Origin of the sequence: Aliiglaciecola lipolytica, from assembly GCF_018860635.1 — a bacterium.
In the GTDB taxonomy this organism is placed as follows: domain Bacteria; phylum Pseudomonadota; class Gammaproteobacteria; order Enterobacterales; family Alteromonadaceae; genus Aliiglaciecola; species Aliiglaciecola lipolytica_A.
Window position 1 is genome coordinate 83077 of sequence record NZ_JAHKPT010000033.1, and the last position, 19782, is coordinate 102858.

14 protein-coding genes are annotated in these 19782 nt (G+C 42.3%); 12 read left to right on the forward strand and 2 right to left on the reverse strand.

Annotation, left to right across the window (positions count from 1 at the left end; translation table 11 throughout):
• The coding region (locus KO530_RS17880) for a hypothetical protein (RefSeq protein ID WP_216049819.1) at window positions 1–190 on the forward strand (190 nt) is incomplete at its 5' end.
• Window positions 191–261: 71 nt separating this feature from the next.
• Here KO530_RS17880 and mdoH read toward each other — a convergent pair.
• Entirely contained in the window at window positions 262–2196 is a 1935-nt protein-coding gene (gene mdoH, locus KO530_RS17885; RefSeq protein WP_252729364.1) for a glucans biosynthesis glucosyltransferase MdoH, read from the reverse strand.
• A gap of 19 nt (window positions 2197–2215) precedes the next feature.
• A complete protein-coding gene (locus tag KO530_RS17890; RefSeq protein ID WP_216049821.1) occupies window positions 2216–3874 on the reverse strand; it encodes a glucan biosynthesis protein in 1659 nt (552 codons plus the stop codon).
• Window positions 3875–4573: 699 nt separating this feature from the next.
• Between KO530_RS17890 and KO530_RS17895 the strand changes: the two genes are divergently transcribed.
• From KO530_RS17895 to KO530_RS17945, 11 genes are all read left to right on the forward strand, one after another.
• Window positions 4574–5101, forward strand: coding sequence for a hypothetical protein (locus KO530_RS17895; protein ID WP_216049822.1), 528 nt, complete (start codon window positions 4574–4576; stop codon window positions 5099–5101).
• A 207-nt stretch (window positions 5102–5308) separates the two neighbouring features.
• Window positions 5309–5737 (forward strand): 50S ribosomal protein L11, encoded by a 429-nt coding sequence (rplK, locus tag KO530_RS17900; RefSeq protein WP_008845951.1) that lies wholly within the window; start codon window positions 5309–5311, stop codon window positions 5735–5737.
• Window positions 5738–5740: 3 nt separating this feature from the next.
• A complete protein-coding gene (gene rplA / locus KO530_RS17905) occupies window positions 5741–6439 on the forward strand; it encodes a 50S ribosomal protein L1 (RefSeq protein WP_216049823.1) in 699 nt (232 codons plus the stop codon).
• Between the two features lie 349 nt (window positions 6440–6788).
• Window positions 6789–7307: a 50S ribosomal protein L10 gene (gene rplJ / locus KO530_RS17910; RefSeq protein WP_216049824.1), complete on the forward strand. Its 519-nt coding sequence runs from the start codon at window positions 6789–6791 to the stop codon at window positions 7305–7307.
• 57 nt (window positions 7308–7364) lie between these two features.
• On the forward strand, window positions 7365–7736 hold the full coding sequence (gene rplL, locus KO530_RS17915) for a 50S ribosomal protein L7/L12 (RefSeq protein WP_216049825.1): 372 nt from the start codon (window positions 7365–7367) through the stop codon (window positions 7734–7736).
• A gap of 283 nt (window positions 7737–8019) precedes the next feature.
• Window positions 8020–12054, forward strand: coding sequence for a DNA-directed RNA polymerase subunit beta (gene rpoB, locus KO530_RS17920; protein ID WP_216049826.1), 4035 nt, complete (start codon window positions 8020–8022; stop codon window positions 12052–12054).
• An 88-nt stretch (window positions 12055–12142) separates the two neighbouring features.
• Window positions 12143–16324 (forward strand): DNA-directed RNA polymerase subunit beta', encoded by a 4182-nt coding sequence (gene rpoC / locus KO530_RS17925; RefSeq protein ID WP_216049827.1) that lies wholly within the window; start codon window positions 12143–12145, stop codon window positions 16322–16324.
• 187 nt (window positions 16325–16511) lie between these two features.
• Entirely contained in the window at window positions 16512–16886 is a 375-nt protein-coding gene (gene rpsL, locus KO530_RS17930; protein ID WP_216049828.1) for a 30S ribosomal protein S12, read from the forward strand.
• Between the two features lie 77 nt (window positions 16887–16963).
• Entirely contained in the window at window positions 16964–17434 is a 471-nt protein-coding gene (rpsG, locus tag KO530_RS17935) for a 30S ribosomal protein S7 (RefSeq protein ID WP_216049829.1), read from the forward strand.
• A 24-nt stretch (window positions 17435–17458) separates the two neighbouring features.
• Window positions 17459–19561, forward strand: coding sequence for an elongation factor G (fusA, locus tag KO530_RS17940; protein WP_216049830.1), 2103 nt, complete (start codon window positions 17459–17461; stop codon window positions 19559–19561).
• Window positions 19562–19624: 63 nt separating this feature from the next.
• Window positions 19625–19782 (forward strand): GTP-binding protein (locus KO530_RS17945; RefSeq protein WP_252728685.1); only part of this gene is annotated, 158 nt, incomplete at its 3' end.

A 19782-nucleotide genomic window follows, 5' to 3' on the forward strand; every position in this document is an offset into this window, starting at 1 on the left:
GCACCCGCCTACAGGGATGGGATGGTTTTGTGGCTCTGCGGGGCTAAAGCACCCGCCTACAGGGATGGGATGGTTTTGTGGCTTAAGGAATACGCCTAAATGCCTTGTAGCACGGGCTTCGGCCCGTGGAGCTATTGTGTTCTTGGGCGCGGCTAAAGTCTGGCCAACAGATCTTATCGACAGGAATTGATTATTAATAGGTAAAAAAAAACCCACAAAATTAAGTTTGTGGGGTGAAACTTTAATTGAGTTTCAAAGAGGTTATTCGTTTGTAATTGATTGCCCGTGTTTAAGACCCGCTTTTGTAGTCGGTCTGAGTTCTTGAATCGGCATACTGGTCCATCTTTCTGGCGGTAGTTCAGGTACCGTTTTGTTATATCGACTCTGTTTATCCAAATTGCTTAGACTCAACCTCAAGCTTTTGGTTACAGGCTGTTCAATCACCTCACAAGGACAAATGAAGACGCCATATTTACGTGACATAATCCCGAGCTTTAAACTACTCGAGTAATGAATGATTGGCGCACCCAGAATCAATCCAAGTAACACTGGCGCTAACCACCAAAACAATAGTGGGGTCAGATACCAAGTCAATGCACCCCAAAGAATTGCTAGCGTTGTAGCAGCCCAGGTACGTTTTATTGCTTCGGACCAAGGTACAGTTCTGCCTTCTCGACTTTGCGCATTCCAACTTACGTTTTTCCCTGCCAGCGCATTCAACACAAAGTAAGCGTGATATGCCATCATCAAAGGCGCGATTACAATTGCGACTACTATCTCTATCAATGTACTAATCACTAACGTTAGTGCACCACCAAACTCATACCGACGGTATACAAGAGCATGGATTAGGCTCAAGAATTTAGGTCCTATAAGTAGTAATGCGGTTGCGAAAAGTAATGCAAATATGGAATCTGATTTATCTACTGGCCACGCTGGAAATAATTGATGAGGTGCGGTGAAAAACACATCATCAGAAGCGGCTCTAACGGTGGCGTCTATGGTGCTAAGCAACAGCAAAACAAACCATACTAAAGAAGAAACGTAAGCGAATGCACCTAATACAAAATGTAATTTACTGATATTTTGCAAGCCTTCCGTTCGGAGTAATCCCAAATGTTGCAGGTTGCCTTGAACCCAACGTCGATCGCGGGTTGCATAGTCAATAATATTACTCGGTACCTCTTCATAACTACCTTCTAGGTCAGCTAATAGATAGACATGCCAACCAGCTCGCCTTAGTAGCGCAGCTTCAACAAAATCATGGCTTAAGATTTCCCCACCAAAGGGGACGTCACCCGGAAGATGCGGTAAACCACAGGACGCCATAAAAGCATCAATCCGAATAATTGCATTGTGTCCCCAATAATTGGCAGTGTCTGTTTGCCAAAATGCCTGGCCTGCAGCTAAAGTAGGGCAATACAAACTAGAAGCGAATTGTAAAAAACGTCCGAAAAGTGTGTTTTGTCTAATCGGAATTGGAACCGTTTGAATAAGCCCTGCTTTAGGATTGCTCTGCAGGGTTTTCACCAACGTAAGCATGCTCTCAGCAGTCATTAGGCTGTCTGCATCTAACACAATCATGGATTGATAGTTGGCTCCCCAACGTTCGCAAAAATCTGCAACATTCCCTACTTTACGATTTACATTCTTTTCCCGACGGCGATAGAACATGTGTGAGGCAACCTCATTACCCATTCTTGCGGTCAATTTATTCCATGCCACTAGTTCGGCTTCAATCAGCGGTTTCTGTTGGGTGTCACTTAACATGTAAAAATCAAAATATTGTAAACTTCCCGATTTTTCGATTTCCTTAATACATGCTTCAAAGCCAGACATTATGCGGTTGGTATCTTCATTATAGACCGGCATTATAATCGCCTGACGCTGGTTTGGGTCCAGACTGCCTGCCTGATTTTTGCGCAGCGCTTGTTTGAGGGTTACAGGATCTCTTCGCAACATAAGCAGGGTAAAACCTATAATCGCGCTCCAAAATGCCGCTGAAATCCAAACAAAGGTTAGGGTAAATAGGAACAGCAAAACTATTTCTATAGCCGTAAATCCATCTACTGAAAATATATCAGTCATCGCCCATCCGCCTACGATGGCGGTGGCAAGTACCAAAAACGCATAGCTATATTTACGTGCTGTTTTTGCGGATGCTTTAATAAAGTGTTCATTCGTAGAAGTAGACATGTGAACTCCCTCTTGATGATTATTCGATTTCATTTCGACTCCAAACATAGTTCCACACTTCACTAATAGGCTTGCCTCTCAGAGACAGTGATAATCTCATGTCCACGGCTCTATCTTGGTCAGCAGTCAGTGTAAACGACACTCTCCAGCTTTTTTTGTCAGGTAGTTGACTGACAATTAATTCGTCATATTTGCCGCCACTTACTTGTAAATCAGCTTGGATAGGAACGTTTTGAGTTAAGTTTGTTAATTGATTCGCAGAAAAGTCTACGATAATTTTACGTACACTTTTATCCGCAGGATTGTTCTCACCTGGCAAAGCTGCCCAGCTATTCATTGCGCGAACAACGGTGGCAAGGTTACTTTGTTTCAAATCTCCAGAAACCGTGCTCAAGGTGTAATTAAATTCTCGTGTTTGGCCTTTCTTAAAAGGCTCATCTGGTACCCAGTAACTTACGATGTTGTCATTGGTTTCTGAATTCGTTGGTATTTCCACAAGCTCTAAGCGACCTGCTCCCCAATTATTTTCTGGTTTTACCCAGATGCCTGGACGATTGTGATAGTTCGCTTCGATATCTGAATAATGTGCAAAATCAATATCCCGTTGTAATAAACCAAAGCCTTTAGGTTGGGTGTCTTGCATTGAGGTTACTTGTAAGGTTTTTGGGTTGTTAAGCTGGCGCCATATTTGTTCGCCTTGAGAGTTGATCATTAACAAACCGTCGGAGTCGTGAACTTCTGGTCTGAAATCGTCAAAATACCTAGTGGTCGTTTCACTAGACAACAACATGCTTGTTAACGGAGCAACACCAAGCTTTTCAACGTCAGTACGAGCATATATTTTGCTGTTAACTTTTACTTCAGTGTTAAGTCCTGCGGTAAGTTCGAAACGATAAGCGCCTGTTACCGATTTACTCTCTAATAAAGCATAAATAATTAAATTTTCGGCTTCTTCTTTAGGCTCAATTACCCAAAAACGAGTAAATTCAGGAAATTCTTCACCAGAGGAATGAGCTGTATTGATAGCTAATCCTCGTGCTGATATTCCATATACCTGCCCTGGACCGACAATCCTAAAGTACGATGCCCCTAAGAAAACCGCTAATTCATCTTTATATTGTGGAGTGTTTAAGGGGTAATGAACCCGAAACCCAGCAAAACCAGCATCAGGAGGCGCGATACCTTGCAGTGGCAAAGCTTCATTTTCATAAATGAACTTATCTCCCTTAAAGGTAACAGTGTTGCTTCCAGCATTACTATCTACTAAGCGCAGCATCACTGGACTTTTGTAAAGGAAACCTGGGTGGAATAGTTGCAATTCGAAATTTGACTTGTCTTTCCAGATTGCCTTTTGAGGGTTGAAGCGTATATTTCGATACTCACTATAAGTCATATCTGCCAATTCTTTAGGCAGTTCAGTAGAGCGTTTTTGATATTCTTCTGCGGATAGTTTTTTAGCCTGACCTTTAACCATTTCAAATGTAATTTTGTCTACATCAGGCTTAGTGATAACACCTTCAGGTTTTTCTGCGCTCACCTGCTGTTGAGCTGTCGCTAGTTGGGAGGGGAGGAGTAAACTACTAGGGAGCATTAAACCAACGCAAAACCACAAAGATACCTTTGTGGATGTATGCTTATTACTTCTTCTTTTGGTCTTATTCGCAACCAGCTTTAACATTTTTATCCTTCCTATGATTATTTTTTTCGCCGTTTAGAATCAAGCTGTACACTGTTAAGTGTCTTTAACTAATTTGCACAAACGGCCCGGGGAATAATGAAACTTGATACTCAATAATTAAGTAACAAGCAGAAAGTAGGCCAGAAAAATGGTGATACCCATTTTTAAAATCGGATTCTGCTTTTGATTATTTTATATTATTGTTTTTAATCGTGTTTTTATTTCTTGCTGATTTCAAAGAGAGTTTAAAGAGGCGTTAAAAAGGAAGTTTTGGTAAGTAATGTATTCTATACCTTGGTTTAATGTCTGTTAAAACAGACACCTTGTGCAAAGAGCTCTGGTAATAATTGAAAAGGTCGGTAAGCAGCGATGTGTAGCCACTGTATCAAATCGGAAACACTGTGCTGTTTTTTTTCGTTAAGGTGAGAATTTCTAGGGCTTCCAGAGCAATTCAGCGATGATTTTTGTTCTACTTAAATAATTTAGGTTTAACAGCAGGCTGCGTATGTTTAGTAAAAATGATATTTGTCTATGTAAATTTTTCACGCTGTAAGTTAGCCATTTAAGCTCTTACATTATCATTTCCATAGCCAACCAATTAAGCGGTGTAGGCTTGTTTTGTTTTACTTAAAACGTTAAGTTTGGCATTCAATATATTATTTCATTTCATGAGCATTTTTAATAAAGGGAATTATTTTTATGCAGCTAAAAAAGTGCATTGTAAACATATGCATCATACTCTGTGTTAGCTTCGTACAAAGCGCCACCTTATTTGCTCAAGTAAGCAGCCAGCCAGAGCCACAACGAAGAGTTGAGCAGATCGAAGTTGTTGGCACTAAACCATTATATTTCTATCGCCAACAAATGGTTAAAACAGAACTTGAATTTTACGATTACTACAATGATCTAGTCGATAACCCTAAATTTAAAGTGAAATGTAAACGAGAGCGAAAACAAGGTGCGGGCCGGATTACTCAAAGAGCTTGTTACCCCCAATATTTTTTAGCCAAGAAAACACAGTTAACTGAAATCGCGATGCGCGCATCGGCGGCTTTACCTTCTGATGATGATGTTGCAATGCAGGTTCAACAAGAGAAACAAGCGTCACTAGCCTATGCTGAAAAATTGATTGAACGGGAACCAGCACTAAAAAAGCGGTTGATCGAGATGTATCAAGCCAAAAAGGTATTTTTTTCCAAACAGCAAAGCGTGAAAGATAAACAGTAAATTCTCGATTCATAAATTGTTAGTAGCGCCCATCTGCTAAAAATAATCCTGTCAGAATGACTTAAATAATTAAATATCCGTATATAAGTGTTGCGTAGCCCGAATATGTAATCTATAATTCGCGACCGTTAATTTTTATGGGAAGCCGATTGAGCAAACAATCTCTATGTTTTGCGAGGCGATAGACCCAAATTTGAGAGAGAGATAATGGCTAAAAAAATCACAGGCTTAATTAAGCTTCAGGTTGCAGCTGGTTCTGCTAACCCAAGTCCACCTGTTGGTCCTGCACTAGGTGCTAAAGGTGTTAACATCATGGAATTCTGTAAAGCGTTTAACGCAGCTACAGACAGCCTTGAAAAAGGTGCTCCAGTTCCAGTAGTTATCACTGTATATGAAGACCGTTCATTTACCTTTGAAACCAAAACTCCACCTGCGTCTTTCTTATTGAAGAAAGCAGCTGGTATTAAGAGTGGTTCTGGCCGTCCTAACACTGAAAAAGTGGGTAAGGTGACGCGCGCGCAATTGGAAGAAATTGCAAAAACTAAAGAACCTGACCTGACTGCAGCCGATCTTGATGCAGCTGTTCGTACCATCGCTGGCTCTGCTCGCAGCATGGGCTTGGTAGTAGAGGGATAAGACATGGCTAAATTAACTAAACGTATGCGCACTATTCGCGAGAAAGTTGACGCAACTAAAGAATACGAAATTAATGAAGCTGTTGCTTTGTTGAAAGAATTAGCTACTGCAAAGTTTGCTGAAAGTGTAGATGTTTCAGTTAACCTTGGTATTGATGCTCGTAAATCTGACCAAAACGTACGTGGAGCAACTGTGCTTCCAAACGGAACTGGTAAAGACGTTCGCGTAGCAGTATTTACTCAAGGCGCTAACGCAGAAGCAGCTAAAGAAGCTGGTGCTGACATCGTTGGTATGGAAGATCTTGCTGAGCTAGTCAAGAAAGGCGAAATGAACTTTGACGTAGTAGTTGCTTCTCCAGATGCAATGCGCGTTGTAGGTCAGTTGGGTCAAATCTTAGGTCCTCGTGGACTTATGCCTAACCCTAAAACTGGCACTGTGACTCCAGACGTAGCAACTGCTGTTAAAAATGCAAAAGCTGGTCAAGTTCGTTACAGAAACGACAAAAACGGAATTATCCATGCAAGCATTGGTAAAATCGCTTTTGAAGCAAACCAGATTCAAGAAAACCTTGATGCCTTGCTAGAAGCATTGAAGAAAGCTAAACCTTCTTCTGCTAAAGGTGCTTACTTCAAGAAAGTTAGCCTTAGTACCACAATGGGTGCTGGCGTAACACTTGATCCAGTAAGCCTAGGCTTGAAATAAATTACCAATTAGATAACTCAGTTATCTTAATTGGCTTATGAGCAATTGCTCATCTCTCTAAAGGTTATGGGTTGGAGCTGTTTTTAACTAAGTTAAAAATCATGCTCCCGTCCAAGACCGCAGGTGCGAAATAGTAGGTGAAGTAAGAGAGCACCTACATTAAATATTTCGCTTAATACGTAAAATGCCTGCGCAGACGGTGGTTTCGACTCAGACTCTCTGGGGAAACGAACACCGTAGAGCGGTAAATCAGCGAATATTGTTTGGCAGTATTCAACGGTTTATCAATCTGGAACTCTGAATGTGAAATCGTTATGAAATTGCATTCAGTTAACAAGAGGTGAACTCAGTGGCACTAGGTTTAGCAGCAAAAAAAGAGATCGTAGCAGAAGTAAGTGAAGTTGCATCTCGAGCTCTATCCGTTGCCGTCGCTGAATACCGTGGGATGGAAGTTTCAGAACTGACTGACCTGCGTGTTAAAGCTCGTGAGCAAGGCGTATACGTTAAAGTAGTACGTAATACACTTGCAAAACGTGGTTTAGCAGACAGTAAGTTTTCTGATATTGAAGAAGCTTTAACTGGTCCTCTAATTTACGGATTTTCAATAGACGCACCTGGCGGTGCAGCACGTCTATTCAAAGATTTTAGTAAAGGAAATGACAAGCTTAAAGTAACTGCACTTTCAATCGGCAGTGGTTTATTGGGTCCTGAAAAATTGGACGCAGTTGCTTCACTTCCGACTCGCGACGAAGCTCTAGCAAAATTACTTGCTACCTTCAAAGCACCAGCCGAGAAATTCGTTCGTACAATCAACGAAGTTCCAGGCAAGTTTGTGCGTGTATTGGCGGCGATCAAAGACGAAAAATAATTTTCGTGTTTGGCATTAAATTTTTTAACAACTAATAACCCCAGGAGTTTAGAGAAAATGGCTCTAACTAAAGATGATATATTAAACGCGATTGCTGAAATGCCAGTTATGGAATTGGTAGAGTTAATCGAAGCAGCTGAAGAAAAATTCAACGTTTCTGCTGCAGCGGCTGTTGCTGTTGCTGGTCCTGCTGTAGCTGCTGAAGCTGCTGCAGAGCAAACAGAATTTGACGTTGTAATGACTTCATTTGGCGCTAACAAAGTTGCTGTTATCAAAGCAGTACGTGGCGCAACTGGCCTAGGTCTTAAAGAAGCTAAAGATGTTGTTGAATCAGCACCTAAAGCTATCAAAGAAGGTTTGGCTAAAGAAGAAGCTGAAGCACTTAAAGCTGAACTTGAAGCAGCTGGCGCAGAAGTGGAACTTAAGTAATTTGTCTGTTGGCAGATTGCTTGCCTGAAAAGGCTCGGGCTGGTGATTATTTAATCACCAGCCTTTTTGCGCTGTAGGATAGGGCATTTATACCCTTTAGAACTATCCTTCGAATTGATGCGCAACCGTGATTAAAAGTGACATAAAACCAATAAGTTAAGTGTTAAAACTTTAGAAAAATTGGTGTATGCTTGAAGATCGCGCCCAAAGGGTGCTTGAAGTTTGTTTAGTAAAAGCGCTTTACTAGGCAAGTTGGGTCAAAAATCAGAATGCTGAGGAACCCATGGTTTACTCCAATAGCGAAAAGAAACGTATCCGTAAGGATTTTGGCAAACGCCCGCAGGTATTAGAGATACCTTACCTTCTTTCAATCCAGCTCGATTCTTTTAAGAAGTTTATCGACATCGATGTTGACGGCCATTATGGACTAGAAGCTGCATTTAGATCAGTTTTTCCCATAAAAAGTTATTCAGGTAATTCTGAATTACAATATGTGAGCTACCGTTTAGGTGAGCCTGTTTTTGACGTTAAAGAATGTCAAATCCGTGGTGTAACTTATTCTGCGCCACTTAGGGTTAAGCTTCGTCTTGTGTTGTTCGATAAAGAAGCCGCTCCTGGAACGGTTAAGGATATCAAAGAGCAAGAAGTTTACATGGGTGAAATACCACTCATGACCGAAAACGGTACTTTTGTGATCAATGGAACTGAGCGCGTTATCGTGTCTCAACTTCACCGTTCACCTGGTGTTTTCTTCGATCATGATAAAGGAAAAACACACTCATCAGGTAAAGTGCTTTATAACGCACGTGTTATTCCTTACCGTGGTTCTTGGTTAGACTTCGAATTTGACCCGAAAGATAATTTATATGTTCGTATCGATCGTCGCCGTAAATTACCTGCGACTATCATGTTACGTGCATTGGAAATGCCCACTGAAGAAATTCTTGATGAGTTCTTTGATAAAGATCTTATCAAAATAGTGGATGAAAAATTCATGATGGACATCGTTCCTGAGCGTCTACGTGGTGAAACTGCACAGTTTGACATCCTAGATGGCGAAGGAAATGTTCTAGTAGAAACCGGTCGTCGTATTTCTGCTCGTCATACTCGTGCTCTTGAAAAAGCAAAAGTGACAGAGCTTGAAGTTCCTGCTGAGTTCCTAGTTGGTCGTGTTATCGCTAAAGATCACATTAATGAAGAAACGGGTGAAGTAATTGTTAATGCTAATGACGAATTGACAGTGGAAACACTTGAAGCGTTACTAGAATCAAAAATTGACTCATTTGATACTCTTTATATTAATGAATTGGATCACGGTGCATACATTTCAGACACGCTACGTATTGATAGTTCTTCCAATCGCTTAGAGGCTTTGGTTGAGATTTATCGTATGATGCGTCCTGGTGAGCCACCAACTAAAGACGCTGCTGAAACCCTATTTGGTAACTTATTCTTCTCTGATGATCGTTATGATTTGTCAGCTGTAGGTAGAATGAAGTTTAACCGTCGTCTAGGTCGTGAAGAACTGATTGGCGAAGGTACGCTAGATAAAAAAGATATCATTGCAGTAATGAAGCAATTGATTACCATCCGTGATGGTAAAGATGAAGTGGATGATATCGATCACTTAGGTAACCGTCGTATCCGTTCTGTTGGTGAAATGGCAGAAAATCAATTCCGTGTTGGCTTAGTACGTGTTGAACGTGCAGTTAAAGAGCGCTTAAGTTTAGGCGACCTTGACGCGATAATGCCACAGGATTTGATTAACGCTAAGCCAATCTCAGCGGCAGTTAAAGAGTTCTTTGGCTCTAGCCAATTATCTCAGTTCATGGACCAAAACAACCCGCTTTCAGAAGTGACGCACAAACGTCGTATTTCTGCATTAGGCCCAGGTGGTTTAACTCGTGAACGCGCAGGTTTTGAAGTACGAGACGTACATCCGACTCACTATGGTCGTGTTTGTCCAATTGAAACTCCTGAAGGTCCAAACATCGGTTTGATTAACTCGCTTTCGAGTTTTGCTCGTACCAATGACTTTGGTTTCCTTGAAACTCCTTATCGTAAAATTGTTGACGGCGTTGTTACTGACGATATCGATTACCTTTCTGCTATCGAAGAAGGTCAATTCGCAATCGCACAGGCAAACGTTGTTTTAGACGATGATGGTAAACTGACTGAAGAACTTATCCCTTGCCGCTACCGTGGTGAGACTACTTTGATGCAAATTGAAGACATCAAGTATATGGATGTTTCTCCACAGCAAATCGTATCTGTTGCGGCATCAATCATCCCGTTCTTGGAACACGATGATGCTAACCGCGCATTGATGGGTGCAAACATGCAACGTCAAGCTGTACCAACTCTAAAAGCTGATAAGCCTTTAGTTGGAACAGGTATGGAAAAAACGGTTGCTGTAGATTCAGGTGTAACTATTATCGCTAAACGCGGTGGTACTGTTGATTATGTTGATGCGAGTCGCATAGTTATTAAGGTTAATGAAGAAGAAATGGCTGCTGGCGAAGCAGGTATTGATATCTACAACCTTACTAAATACACCCGTTCAAACCAGAATACATGTATTAACCAAAAACCAACTTGTAATGTAGGTGACCCTATTGTTACTGGTGACGTATTGGCCGATGGTCCTTCCACTGATTTAGGTGAGTTGGCATTGGGTCAAAATATGCGTATCGCATTTATGCCTTGGAATGGTTATAACTTTGAGGATTCAATCCTTATTTCTGAGCGTGTAGCCCAAGAAGATCGCTTCACAACTATCCATATTCAAGAACTAAGCTGTATTGCTCGTGATACTAAGCTTGGTCCTGAAGAGATAAGTGCTGATATACCAAACGTTGGTGAATCTGCTCTTGGAAAACTGGATGAGTCAGGTGTGGTCTATATCGGCGCCGAAGTAAAAGGTGGCGATATCTTAGTTGGTAAAGTAACCCCTAAAGGTGAAACCCAGCTTACGCCAGAAGAAAAACTTTTAAGAGCCATCTTCGGTGAAAAAGCGTCAGACGTTAAAGATACTTCTTTGCGTGTACCTAACTCTGTTCACGGTACAGTTATTGACGTTCAAGTTTTCACCCGTGATGGTGTTGAAAAAGATAAACGTGCTCTTGAGATTGAAGATATGCAATTACGTCAAGTCAAAAAAGACTTGGGTGATGAGTTCGGTATTTTAGCCGACGGTATCTTTGCGCGAGCGACTAACCTATTGCTTCGCAATGGTATTGATCAAGCTAAGCTTGACAGTATGCCTCGTGAAAAATGGTTCGACCTTACGCTACAAGATGAAGATGCACAGTTAGAACTTGATCAAATCGCTGAACAACACAGTGAAATCAAACTTGATTTCGATAACAAGTTTGAAATCAAACGTCGCAAAATCACTCAAGGTGATGACTTAGCGCCGGGTGTGTTGAAGATTGTTAAAGTTTACTTGGCGGTTAAACGTCATATCCAGCCTGGTGATAAAATGGCCGGTCGTCACGGTAACAAAGGTGTTATCTCGACTATCCAACCAGTGGAAGATATGCCTTACGATGCAAACGGAACTCCTGTAGACATCGTACTTAACCCACTTGGTGTACCTTCGCGGATGAACATCGGTCAGATTCTTGAAACTCACCTGGGCATGGCTGCTCACGGTTTGGGTGTGAAGATTGATCGCATGATCAAAGAGCAAGAAGAATTAACTAAGTTAAGAAGCTTCTTAACAGAAGTGTATAACTCAGGTAAATCCCATCAAGTTGTAGACATTGAAAGCTTTACAGATGATGAAGTTAGACGTCTTGCTGAAAACTTGCGTAAAGGTGTACCTATCGCAACGCCTGTATTTGATGGTGCAACGGAACGAGAAATTAAAGACTTGTTACTGTTGGCTGATATTCCAGAAAGCGGACAAATCACGTTGTTTGACGGTCGTACTGGCCGCGCATTTGAACGTCCTGTAACCGTAGGTTACATGTATATGCTGAAACTTAACCACTTGGTTGATGACAAAATGCATGCACGTTCAACTGGTTCTTACAGCTTGGTTACACAGCAACCATTGGGTGGTAAAGCTCAATTTGGTGGACAGCGTTTCGGAGAGATGGAAGTGTGGGCACTAGAAGCATACGGTGCCGCTTATACCTTGCAAGAAATGCTAACTGTGAAATCCGATGACGTTAATGGCCGTACCAAAATGTATAAAAACATTGTGGATGGCGATCATCGTATGGAACCTGGTATGCCGGAATCCTTCAACGTATTGTTGAAAGAAATCCGCTCATTGGGTATCAATATCGAGTTAGAAGAGCAGAACGACTAGTTTGCTCTGATTGAGCGAAAGAAAGGAGAGCCTGACTAGCCAAATAGGTTAGTCGGGTTTTGTAACACCACTCCGCTGGGAGAAAAAAGTGAAAGACTTATTAAAGTTTCTTAAGCAACAGAACAAAACCGAAGAGTTCGATAATATTCGAATCGGTCTTGCTTCTCCGGACATGGTCCGTTCGTGGTCTTTTGGTGAGGTTAAGAAACCTGAAACCATTAACTACCGTACGTTCAAACCAGAGCGCGATGGCCTTTTCTGTGCCCGTATTTTTGGTCCGGTAAAAGACTATGAGTGTTTGTGTGGTAAATACAAACGCCTTAAACACCGTGGTGTGATTTGTGAAAAATGTGGCGTTGAAGTTACATTAACTAAAGTACGTCGTGAGCGTATGGGTCATATCGAATTGGCTAGCCCGGTCGCGCATATTTGGTTCTTGAAATCATTGCCGTCTCGGATTGGTTTGATGTTAGATATGACATTGCGTGATATCGAACGTGTACTTTATTTCGAATCTTATGTTGTAACCGAACCCGGTATGACAACCCTAGAGCGTTCTCAACTTTTAACTGAAGAAGAATACTTAGATTCTTTGGAAGAACATGGTGATGAATTCGACGCTAAAATGGGTGCTGAGGCAGTATTCGAATTACTTAAAGTATTAGATGTTGATGCTGATGTAGTCGCAATGCGTGAAGAATTGCCTAGCATCAATTCTGAAACTAAGCGTAAGAAAATTACTAAACGTTTGAAATTGCTTGAATCATTCCAACAATCAGGTAACAAGCCTGAGTGGATGATCATGACTGTATTACCCGTTTTACCACCGGATTTACGTCCATTGGTACCACTAGATGGCGGTCGTTTTGCAACTTCAGATTTGAACGATTTATATCGTCGTGTAATCAACCGTAACAACCGTTTGAAACGTCTTCTTGACCTTGCTGCACCTGATATCATCGTGCGCAACGAAAAACGTATGTTGCAAGAAGCTGTTGATGCACTTCTTGATAACGGTCGTCGTGGTCGTGCTATTACTGGTTCTAACAAACGTCCTCTTAAATCTTTGGCTGATATGATCAAAGGTAAACAAGGTCGTTTCCGTCAGAACTTGCTAGGTAAGCGTGTTGATTACTCTGGTCGTTCAGTTATTACTGTTGGTCCTACTCTTCGTCTACATCAGTGTGGACTTCCAAAGAAAATGGCATTGGAATTGTTCAAGCCGTTCATCTACGGAAAATTAGAAGGACGTGGTCTAGCGACTACTATCAAAGCGGCTAAGAAATTAGTTGAGCGCGAAGCACCGGAAGTTTGGGACGTACTAGATGACGTTATCCGCGAACATCCAGTTCTGCTTAACCGTGCACCTACTCTTCACCGTTTGGGTATACAAGCGTTTGAACCAATTTTGATCGAAGGTAAAGCGATACAATTGCACCCACTAGTGTGTGCGGCGTATAACGCTGACTTCGATGGTGACCAAATGGCGGTACACGTACCGTTGACAATCGAAGCGCAGCTAGAAGCTCGTGCATTGATGATGTCTACTAACAACATTTTGTCACCTGCTAACGGTGAGCCAATCATCGTACCTTCACAGGACGTTGTATTAGGTTTGTACTACCTTACTCGTGACCGTGTAAACGGTTTGGGTGAGGGCATGGTATTTACCAGCCCACATGAAGCTGAAAAAGCTTACCGTACAGGTAATGCTGAACTTCATGCTCGCGTTAAAGTTCGTATCACTGAATATGACGTAGATGCTGATGGTAACAAACAGGAAAAAGTAACATTAACTGATACTACAGTTGGTCGTGCTATTTTCTCTTTGATTTTGCCTAAAGGTTTGCCGTTTGAAATTATCAACCAAGCTATGGGTAAAAAGCAGATTTCACGTTTGTTGAACGCTTGTTACCGTGTACTAGGTTTGAAAGATACGGTTATCGCAGCTGACCAAATCATGTATACCGGTTTCCACTATGCGATGATCGCTGGTGCGTCAGTTGGTATTGATGACATGGTTATTCCAGATGCGAAGAAAGACATCATTGAAGCTGCTGAAGAAGAAGTATTCGAAATTCAGGAACAGTTCCAATCAGGTCTTGTTACCGCTGGTGAACGTTATAACAAAGTTATTGATATTTGGTCTCGTGCAAACGAAGACGTTGCTAAAGCAATGATGTCAAACTTGTCTAAAGAATCAGTTAAAAACCGTGACGGTGAAATGGAAGAGCAAGACTCTTTCAACTCAGTGTTCATGATGGCTGACTCTGGTGCTCGTGGTAGTGCTGCTCAGATTCGTCAGTTGGCGGGTATGCGTGGTCTGATGGCGAAACCAGATGGTTCAATCATTGAAACGCCTATCACAGCGAACTTCCGTGAAGGTCTAAATGTACTTCAGTACTTTATCTCTACTCACGGTGCTCGTAAAGGTTTGGCCGATACAGCATTGAAGACAGCTAACTCGGGTTACCTAACTCGTCGTTTGGTTGACGTTGCACAAGATTTGGTCATTAACACTGAAGACTGTGGCACTTTCGAAGGGGTTAAAATGACTCCTCTTATCGAAGGTGGTGACGTTGTAGAACCATTGCGTGAACGCGTATTGGGTCGTGTCGTAGCTGAAGACGTAATTAAGCCAGGTACTAACGAAATCTTAGTAGAACGTAATACGCTACTAGATGAAGGTTTGGTCGACATGTTAGAAGTTAACTCAGTAGACCAAATCTTGGTTCGCTCGGTTATCACTTGTGACAACGACTTCGGTGTTTGTGCAAGATGTTACGGACGTGACTTGGCTCGTGGACACATGGTTGGATTCGGTGAATCTGTTGGTGTTATCGCCGCACAGTCAATCGGTGAACCTGGTACACAGTTAACCATGCGTACGTTCCACATCGGTGGTGCGGCATCAAGAGCATCTGCTGAGAACAGTGTACAAGTTAAAACAACTGGTACATTGAAATTACACAATGCTAAGTATGTGCGTAATGCTGACGACAAAGTCGTTATCGTTTCACGTTCTACTGAATTGACCGTTATCGACGACCAAGGTCGTGAAAAAGAACGTTATAAAGTGCCTTACGGTGCAATCCTTTCTGTTGATGATAACGCAGCTATTAGTGCTGGCGATGTTATCGCGAACTGGGATCCGCATTCGCATCCAATTATTACAGAACGTAAGGCTAAAATTAGCTTTGCTGATGTTGATGATTCGAATACCGAAATGCAGCAAGATGAGTTAACCGGTCTAACCCGTATCGTAGTTAAAGATTTAACTAAAGCGAACGCTAAAGAACCTAAACTTATTCTAGAAAGTGATGAAGTTGGATTGCAGGAAATTCGTCTGCCTAGCTTTACTACAATCGAAGCCTCTGACGGTATGATGGCTCGTGAAGGTGACGTGCTAGCACGTATACCTCAAGAAAGTTCGAAAACTCGTGACATCACCGGTGGTCTACCGCGTGTTGCTGACTTGTTCGAAGCACGTAAGCCTAAAGAGCCTGCAATTCTTGCTGAAGTTTCCGGTACTATCGGCTTTGGTAAAGAAACAAAAGGTAAAAAGCGCTTAGTTATTACGCCTAAAGAAGGTGATCATTACGAAGAGATGATTCCTAAATGGCGTCAACTTAACGTGTTTGAAGGTGAATCTGTAGAAAAAGGTGAAGTAATCGCCGATGGTCCAGAGTCTCCTCATGACATCTTGCGCCTTCGTGGTATCAGTGCAGTTGCTAACTACATTGTTAACGAAGTACAAGAAGTTTACCGCTTACAAGGGGTTAAAATTAACGATAAGCACATCGAAGTGGTCATCCGCCAGATGTTGCGTAAGTGTTTGATTACTCACCCAGGTGATACTCAATTCCTTGAAGGCGAGCAAGTTGAAGTTGCGAACGTTAGAGTTGCTAACCGTGAAATTGAAAAGCAGGGTAAAATTCCTGCTCAGTATGAAACACAGTTGCTTGGTATTACCAAAGCGTCACTGTCTACTGAATCATTCATTTCAGCGGCCTCGTTCCAAGAAACAACCCGTGTTCTTACCGAAGCAGCAGTGCAAGGTAAAGAAGATGAGTTACGTGGTTTGAAAGAAAACGTTATTGTTGGTCGTTTGATTCCAGCAGGAACCGGTTTCTCTTACCACCAAAACCGAGCGAAAATGAAACAAGCTGCTAAGATGGTTGAAGAAACATCAGTATCTGCCTCTGAAGCTGAACTTGCCCTAACTGAAGCGTTAAACGCTGAAGCTGGTGACAGTTCTAACAACGAGTAAGAAAATTTAGAAATATCTTTGGCTGACCCTAGTTAGTCAAAGACTTTTCTTGACAGTTTGTTTTATGATCTATAGAATTCCGCGACCCGAAATTTGCTAATGCAAGTTTTTGGTCGCGGATTTTTCGCTTTCAGCGCCCGGTAAAACGGGCAAACAGTAGTTTTTTATTAACCAGGAGCCCTAGTTAATGGCAACAGTTAACCAGTTAGTGCGCTCTCCTCGTAAGAAGCCCGTTGAAAAAAGCAACGTCGCTGCCTTACAGGCTTGCCCACAAAAACGTGGAGTATGTACACGCGTATATACCACCACGCCAAAGAAGCCGAACTCAGCTTTACGTAAAGTATGCCGTGTTCGTTTAACCAACGGTTTTGAAGTTTCTTCATATATCGGTGGTGAAGGTCACAACCTACAAGAGCATAGTGTTGTTCTTATTCGTGGTGGTCGTGTTAAAGATTTACCAGGTGTTCGTTACCACACTGTTCGCGGTACTTTAGACTGCGCAGGCGTTAACGACCGTAAACAAGCCCGTTCTAAATACGGCGCAAAAAGGCCTAAGTCTTAACGGTTCTCCGTTAGTAAGGCCAAACTATTAAATTTAGAGTTTTGGGTTATACCTGAATTCCCACGGAGAATATTAAGATGCCAAGAAGACGAGTCGTAGGTCAACGAAAAATCCTACCAGATCCTAAGTTCGGATCACAATTACTTGCCAAATTCATGAACGTTGTCATGTTGGACGGTAAAAAATCTACTGCTGAAAAAATTGTTTACGGTGCATTAGACATCGTTGCTGAAAAAACCAGTAAAGCTCACCTAGATGTATTCGAAGAAGCATTGGATAACATCCGCCCTACAGTCGAGGTTAAGTCTCGTCGTGTTGGTGGTTCTACGTACCAAGTACCTGTAGAAGTTCGTCCTGTTCGTCGTAATGCATTAGGTATGCGTTGGATGGTTGATGCCGCACGTAAGCGTGGTGAAAAATCTATGGCTCAGCGCCTAGCAGCTGAAATGTTAGATGCGTCTGAGAACAGAGGCTCTGCGGTTAAGAAACGTGAAGACGTTCACCGTATGGCTGAAGCGAACAAGGCGTTCGCACACTACCGTTGGTAGTCAAAGTTTCTTAGAGAGGATTAAATGGCTCGTAAACATCCAATTGAACGCTATCGCAATATCGGAATCGTTGCCCACGTTGACGCGGGTAAAACGACCACGACTGAGCGCGTTTTATTTTATACCGGCTTGTCTCACAAGATTGGTGAAGTCCATGATGGCGCTGCTACCATGGATTGGATGGAGCAAGAGCAGGAGCGGGGGATTACTATTACCTCTGCAGCCACTACTTGTTTCTGGTCTGGCATGCAACAACAATATGACCAGCACAGAATCAACATTATTGACACCCCAGGGCACGTAGACTTCACTATAGAAGTTGAACGTTCTTTACGAGTGTTAGATGGTGCGGTAGTTGTGTTCTGTGGCTCATCGGGCGTTGAACCCCAATCTGAGACTGTATGGCGCCAAGCTGATAAATACCGTGTTCCGCGCATGGTATTTGTCAATAAAATGGACCGTACGGGTGCTGACTTCGATCGTGTAGTTAAGCAAATTCACAATCGTTTAGGTGCTACTTGTGTACCTATTCAATTGAACATTGGTGCTGAAGAGAACTTCAAAGGCGTCATTGACTTGATCAAGATGAAAGCCATTAATTGGAATGAAGCTGATCAAGGTATGACCTTTTTATATGAAGATGTACCTGCAGATTTACTGGACAGGGCGAATGAACTTCGCACCGAGATGGTTGAAGCTGCCGCGGAAGCCTCTGATGAATTGATGAATAAATATTTGGAAGGTGAAGAGCTTTCCGAGGAAGAAATTAAAACTGGACTACGTATACGTACACTCAAAAATGAAATTGTAGTGGCGACATGCGGTTCAGCATTTAAAAATAAAGGTGTACAGGCTGTTCTTGATTCCGTTATCGAGTTCTTGCCAGCACCGGTTGATGTACCTGCAATCACTGGCGTACTAAGTGATAAGAATGAAACAGAAGCTGAACGTCATGCTGACGATAGCGAACCGTTTGCTGCCTTAGCGTTTAAAATTGCCACTGACCCATTTGTAGGGACTTTAACCTTCTTCCGTTGTTATTCCGGCGTGGTAAATACAGGTGATGCTGTTTATAACGCTGTAAAAGGTAAACGTGAACGCTTTGGTCGAATCGTGCAAATGCATGCTAAAGACCGTGAAGAGTTAAAAGAAGTGCGCGCTGGTGATATCGCGGCAGCAATTGGAATGAAAGATGTGACAACTGGAGACACCTTGTGTGATCCAAACCACATCATTACCCTCGAACGTATGGAATTCCCTGAACCGGTTATTTCTATTGCGGTAGAGCCTCGTTCTCAAGCTGACCAAGATAAAATGGGCGTTGCTTTGGGTAAACTTGCTGCAGAAGATCCTTCTTTCCGCGTAAAAACCGACGAAGAGTCCGGACAAACAATTATCTCAGGAATGGGTGAGTTGCATTTGGATATCATTGTTGACCGCATGAAGCGTGAATTTAATGTCGAATGTAATGTGGGTAAACCCCAAGTTGCATATCGAGAGACGATTCGTAAAAGTGTCGAAGTGGAAGGAAAGTTTGTTCGTCAATCAGGTGGACGTGGTCAATATGGACATGTTTGGCTGAAAATTGAACCAAACGAAGAAGGTGCAGGCTACGAATTTGTGAATGAAATTGTGGGCGGAATCGTTCCCAAAGAATACATTCCTTCAGTAGATAAAGGTATCCAAGAACAGATGCAAAATGGTGTCCTAGCTGGTTACCCAGTGTTGGATGTCAAAGTCACTTTGTTTGATGGTTCATTCCATGATGTTGACTCTTCTGAAATGGCGTTTAAGATAGCCGGTTCAATGGGCTTTAGGGAAGGTGTAGAGATTGCCAATCCTGTACTGCTTGAGCCGACTATGAAAGTTGAAGTCACCACTCCAGAAGACTGGATGGGTGATGTCGTGGGTGACTTAAATCGTCGTCGCGGCGTAATTGATGGCATGGATGAAGGGGTGGCAGGTATAAAAATTGTACGTGCTAAGGTTCCTCTTTCGGAAATGTTTGGCTATGCTACTGCATTGCGAAGCGCAACGCAGGGGCGAGCTTCATACTCTATGGAATTCTTTAACTATGCTGAAGCACCAAATAATGTGACTAAAGCGATAGTTGAAGCAAGAAATTAATCTAAATGAAGGTTCGGTCCGGTCTGTTACAGGGTCGGACTTTTAAATTAGGAAACGAGAAAAATGGCTAAAGAAAAGTTTGAACGCACGAAACCCCATGTAAACGTCGGTACAATTGGCCACGTTGACCATGGTAAAACTACGCTTACAGCGGCAATCACTACAGTTCTTGCAAAGACCTACGGTGGTGCAGCATCAGCATTTGATCAAATCGATAACGC

Excerpts from the sequence above, each read along its gene's own strand:
- mdoH (WP_252729364.1), bottom strand. The coding sequence starts at position 2,196 with ATGTCTACTTCTACGAATGAACACTTTATTAAAGCATCCGCAAAAACA.
- KO530_RS17890 (WP_216049821.1), bottom strand. The coding sequence starts at position 3,874 with ATGTTAAAGCTGGTTGCGAATAAGACCAAAAGAAGAAGTAATAAGCAT.
- KO530_RS17895 (WP_216049822.1), top strand. The coding sequence starts at position 4,574 with ATGCAGCTAAAAAAGTGCATTGTAAACATATGCATCATACTCTGTGTT.
- rplK (WP_008845951.1), top strand. The coding sequence starts at position 5,309 with ATGGCTAAAAAAATCACAGGCTTAATTAAGCTTCAGGTTGCAGCTGGT.
- rplA (WP_216049823.1), top strand. The coding sequence starts at position 5,741 with ATGGCTAAATTAACTAAACGTATGCGCACTATTCGCGAGAAAGTTGAC.
- rplL (WP_216049825.1), top strand. The coding sequence starts at position 7,365 with ATGGCTCTAACTAAAGATGATATATTAAACGCGATTGCTGAAATGCCA.
- rpoB (WP_216049826.1), top strand. The coding sequence starts at position 8,020 with ATGGTTTACTCCAATAGCGAAAAGAAACGTATCCGTAAGGATTTTGGC.
- rpsL (WP_216049828.1), top strand. The coding sequence starts at position 16,512 with ATGGCAACAGTTAACCAGTTAGTGCGCTCTCCTCGTAAGAAGCCCGTT.
- rpsG (WP_216049829.1), top strand. The coding sequence starts at position 16,964 with ATGCCAAGAAGACGAGTCGTAGGTCAACGAAAAATCCTACCAGATCCT.
- fusA (WP_216049830.1), top strand. The coding sequence starts at position 17,459 with ATGGCTCGTAAACATCCAATTGAACGCTATCGCAATATCGGAATCGTT.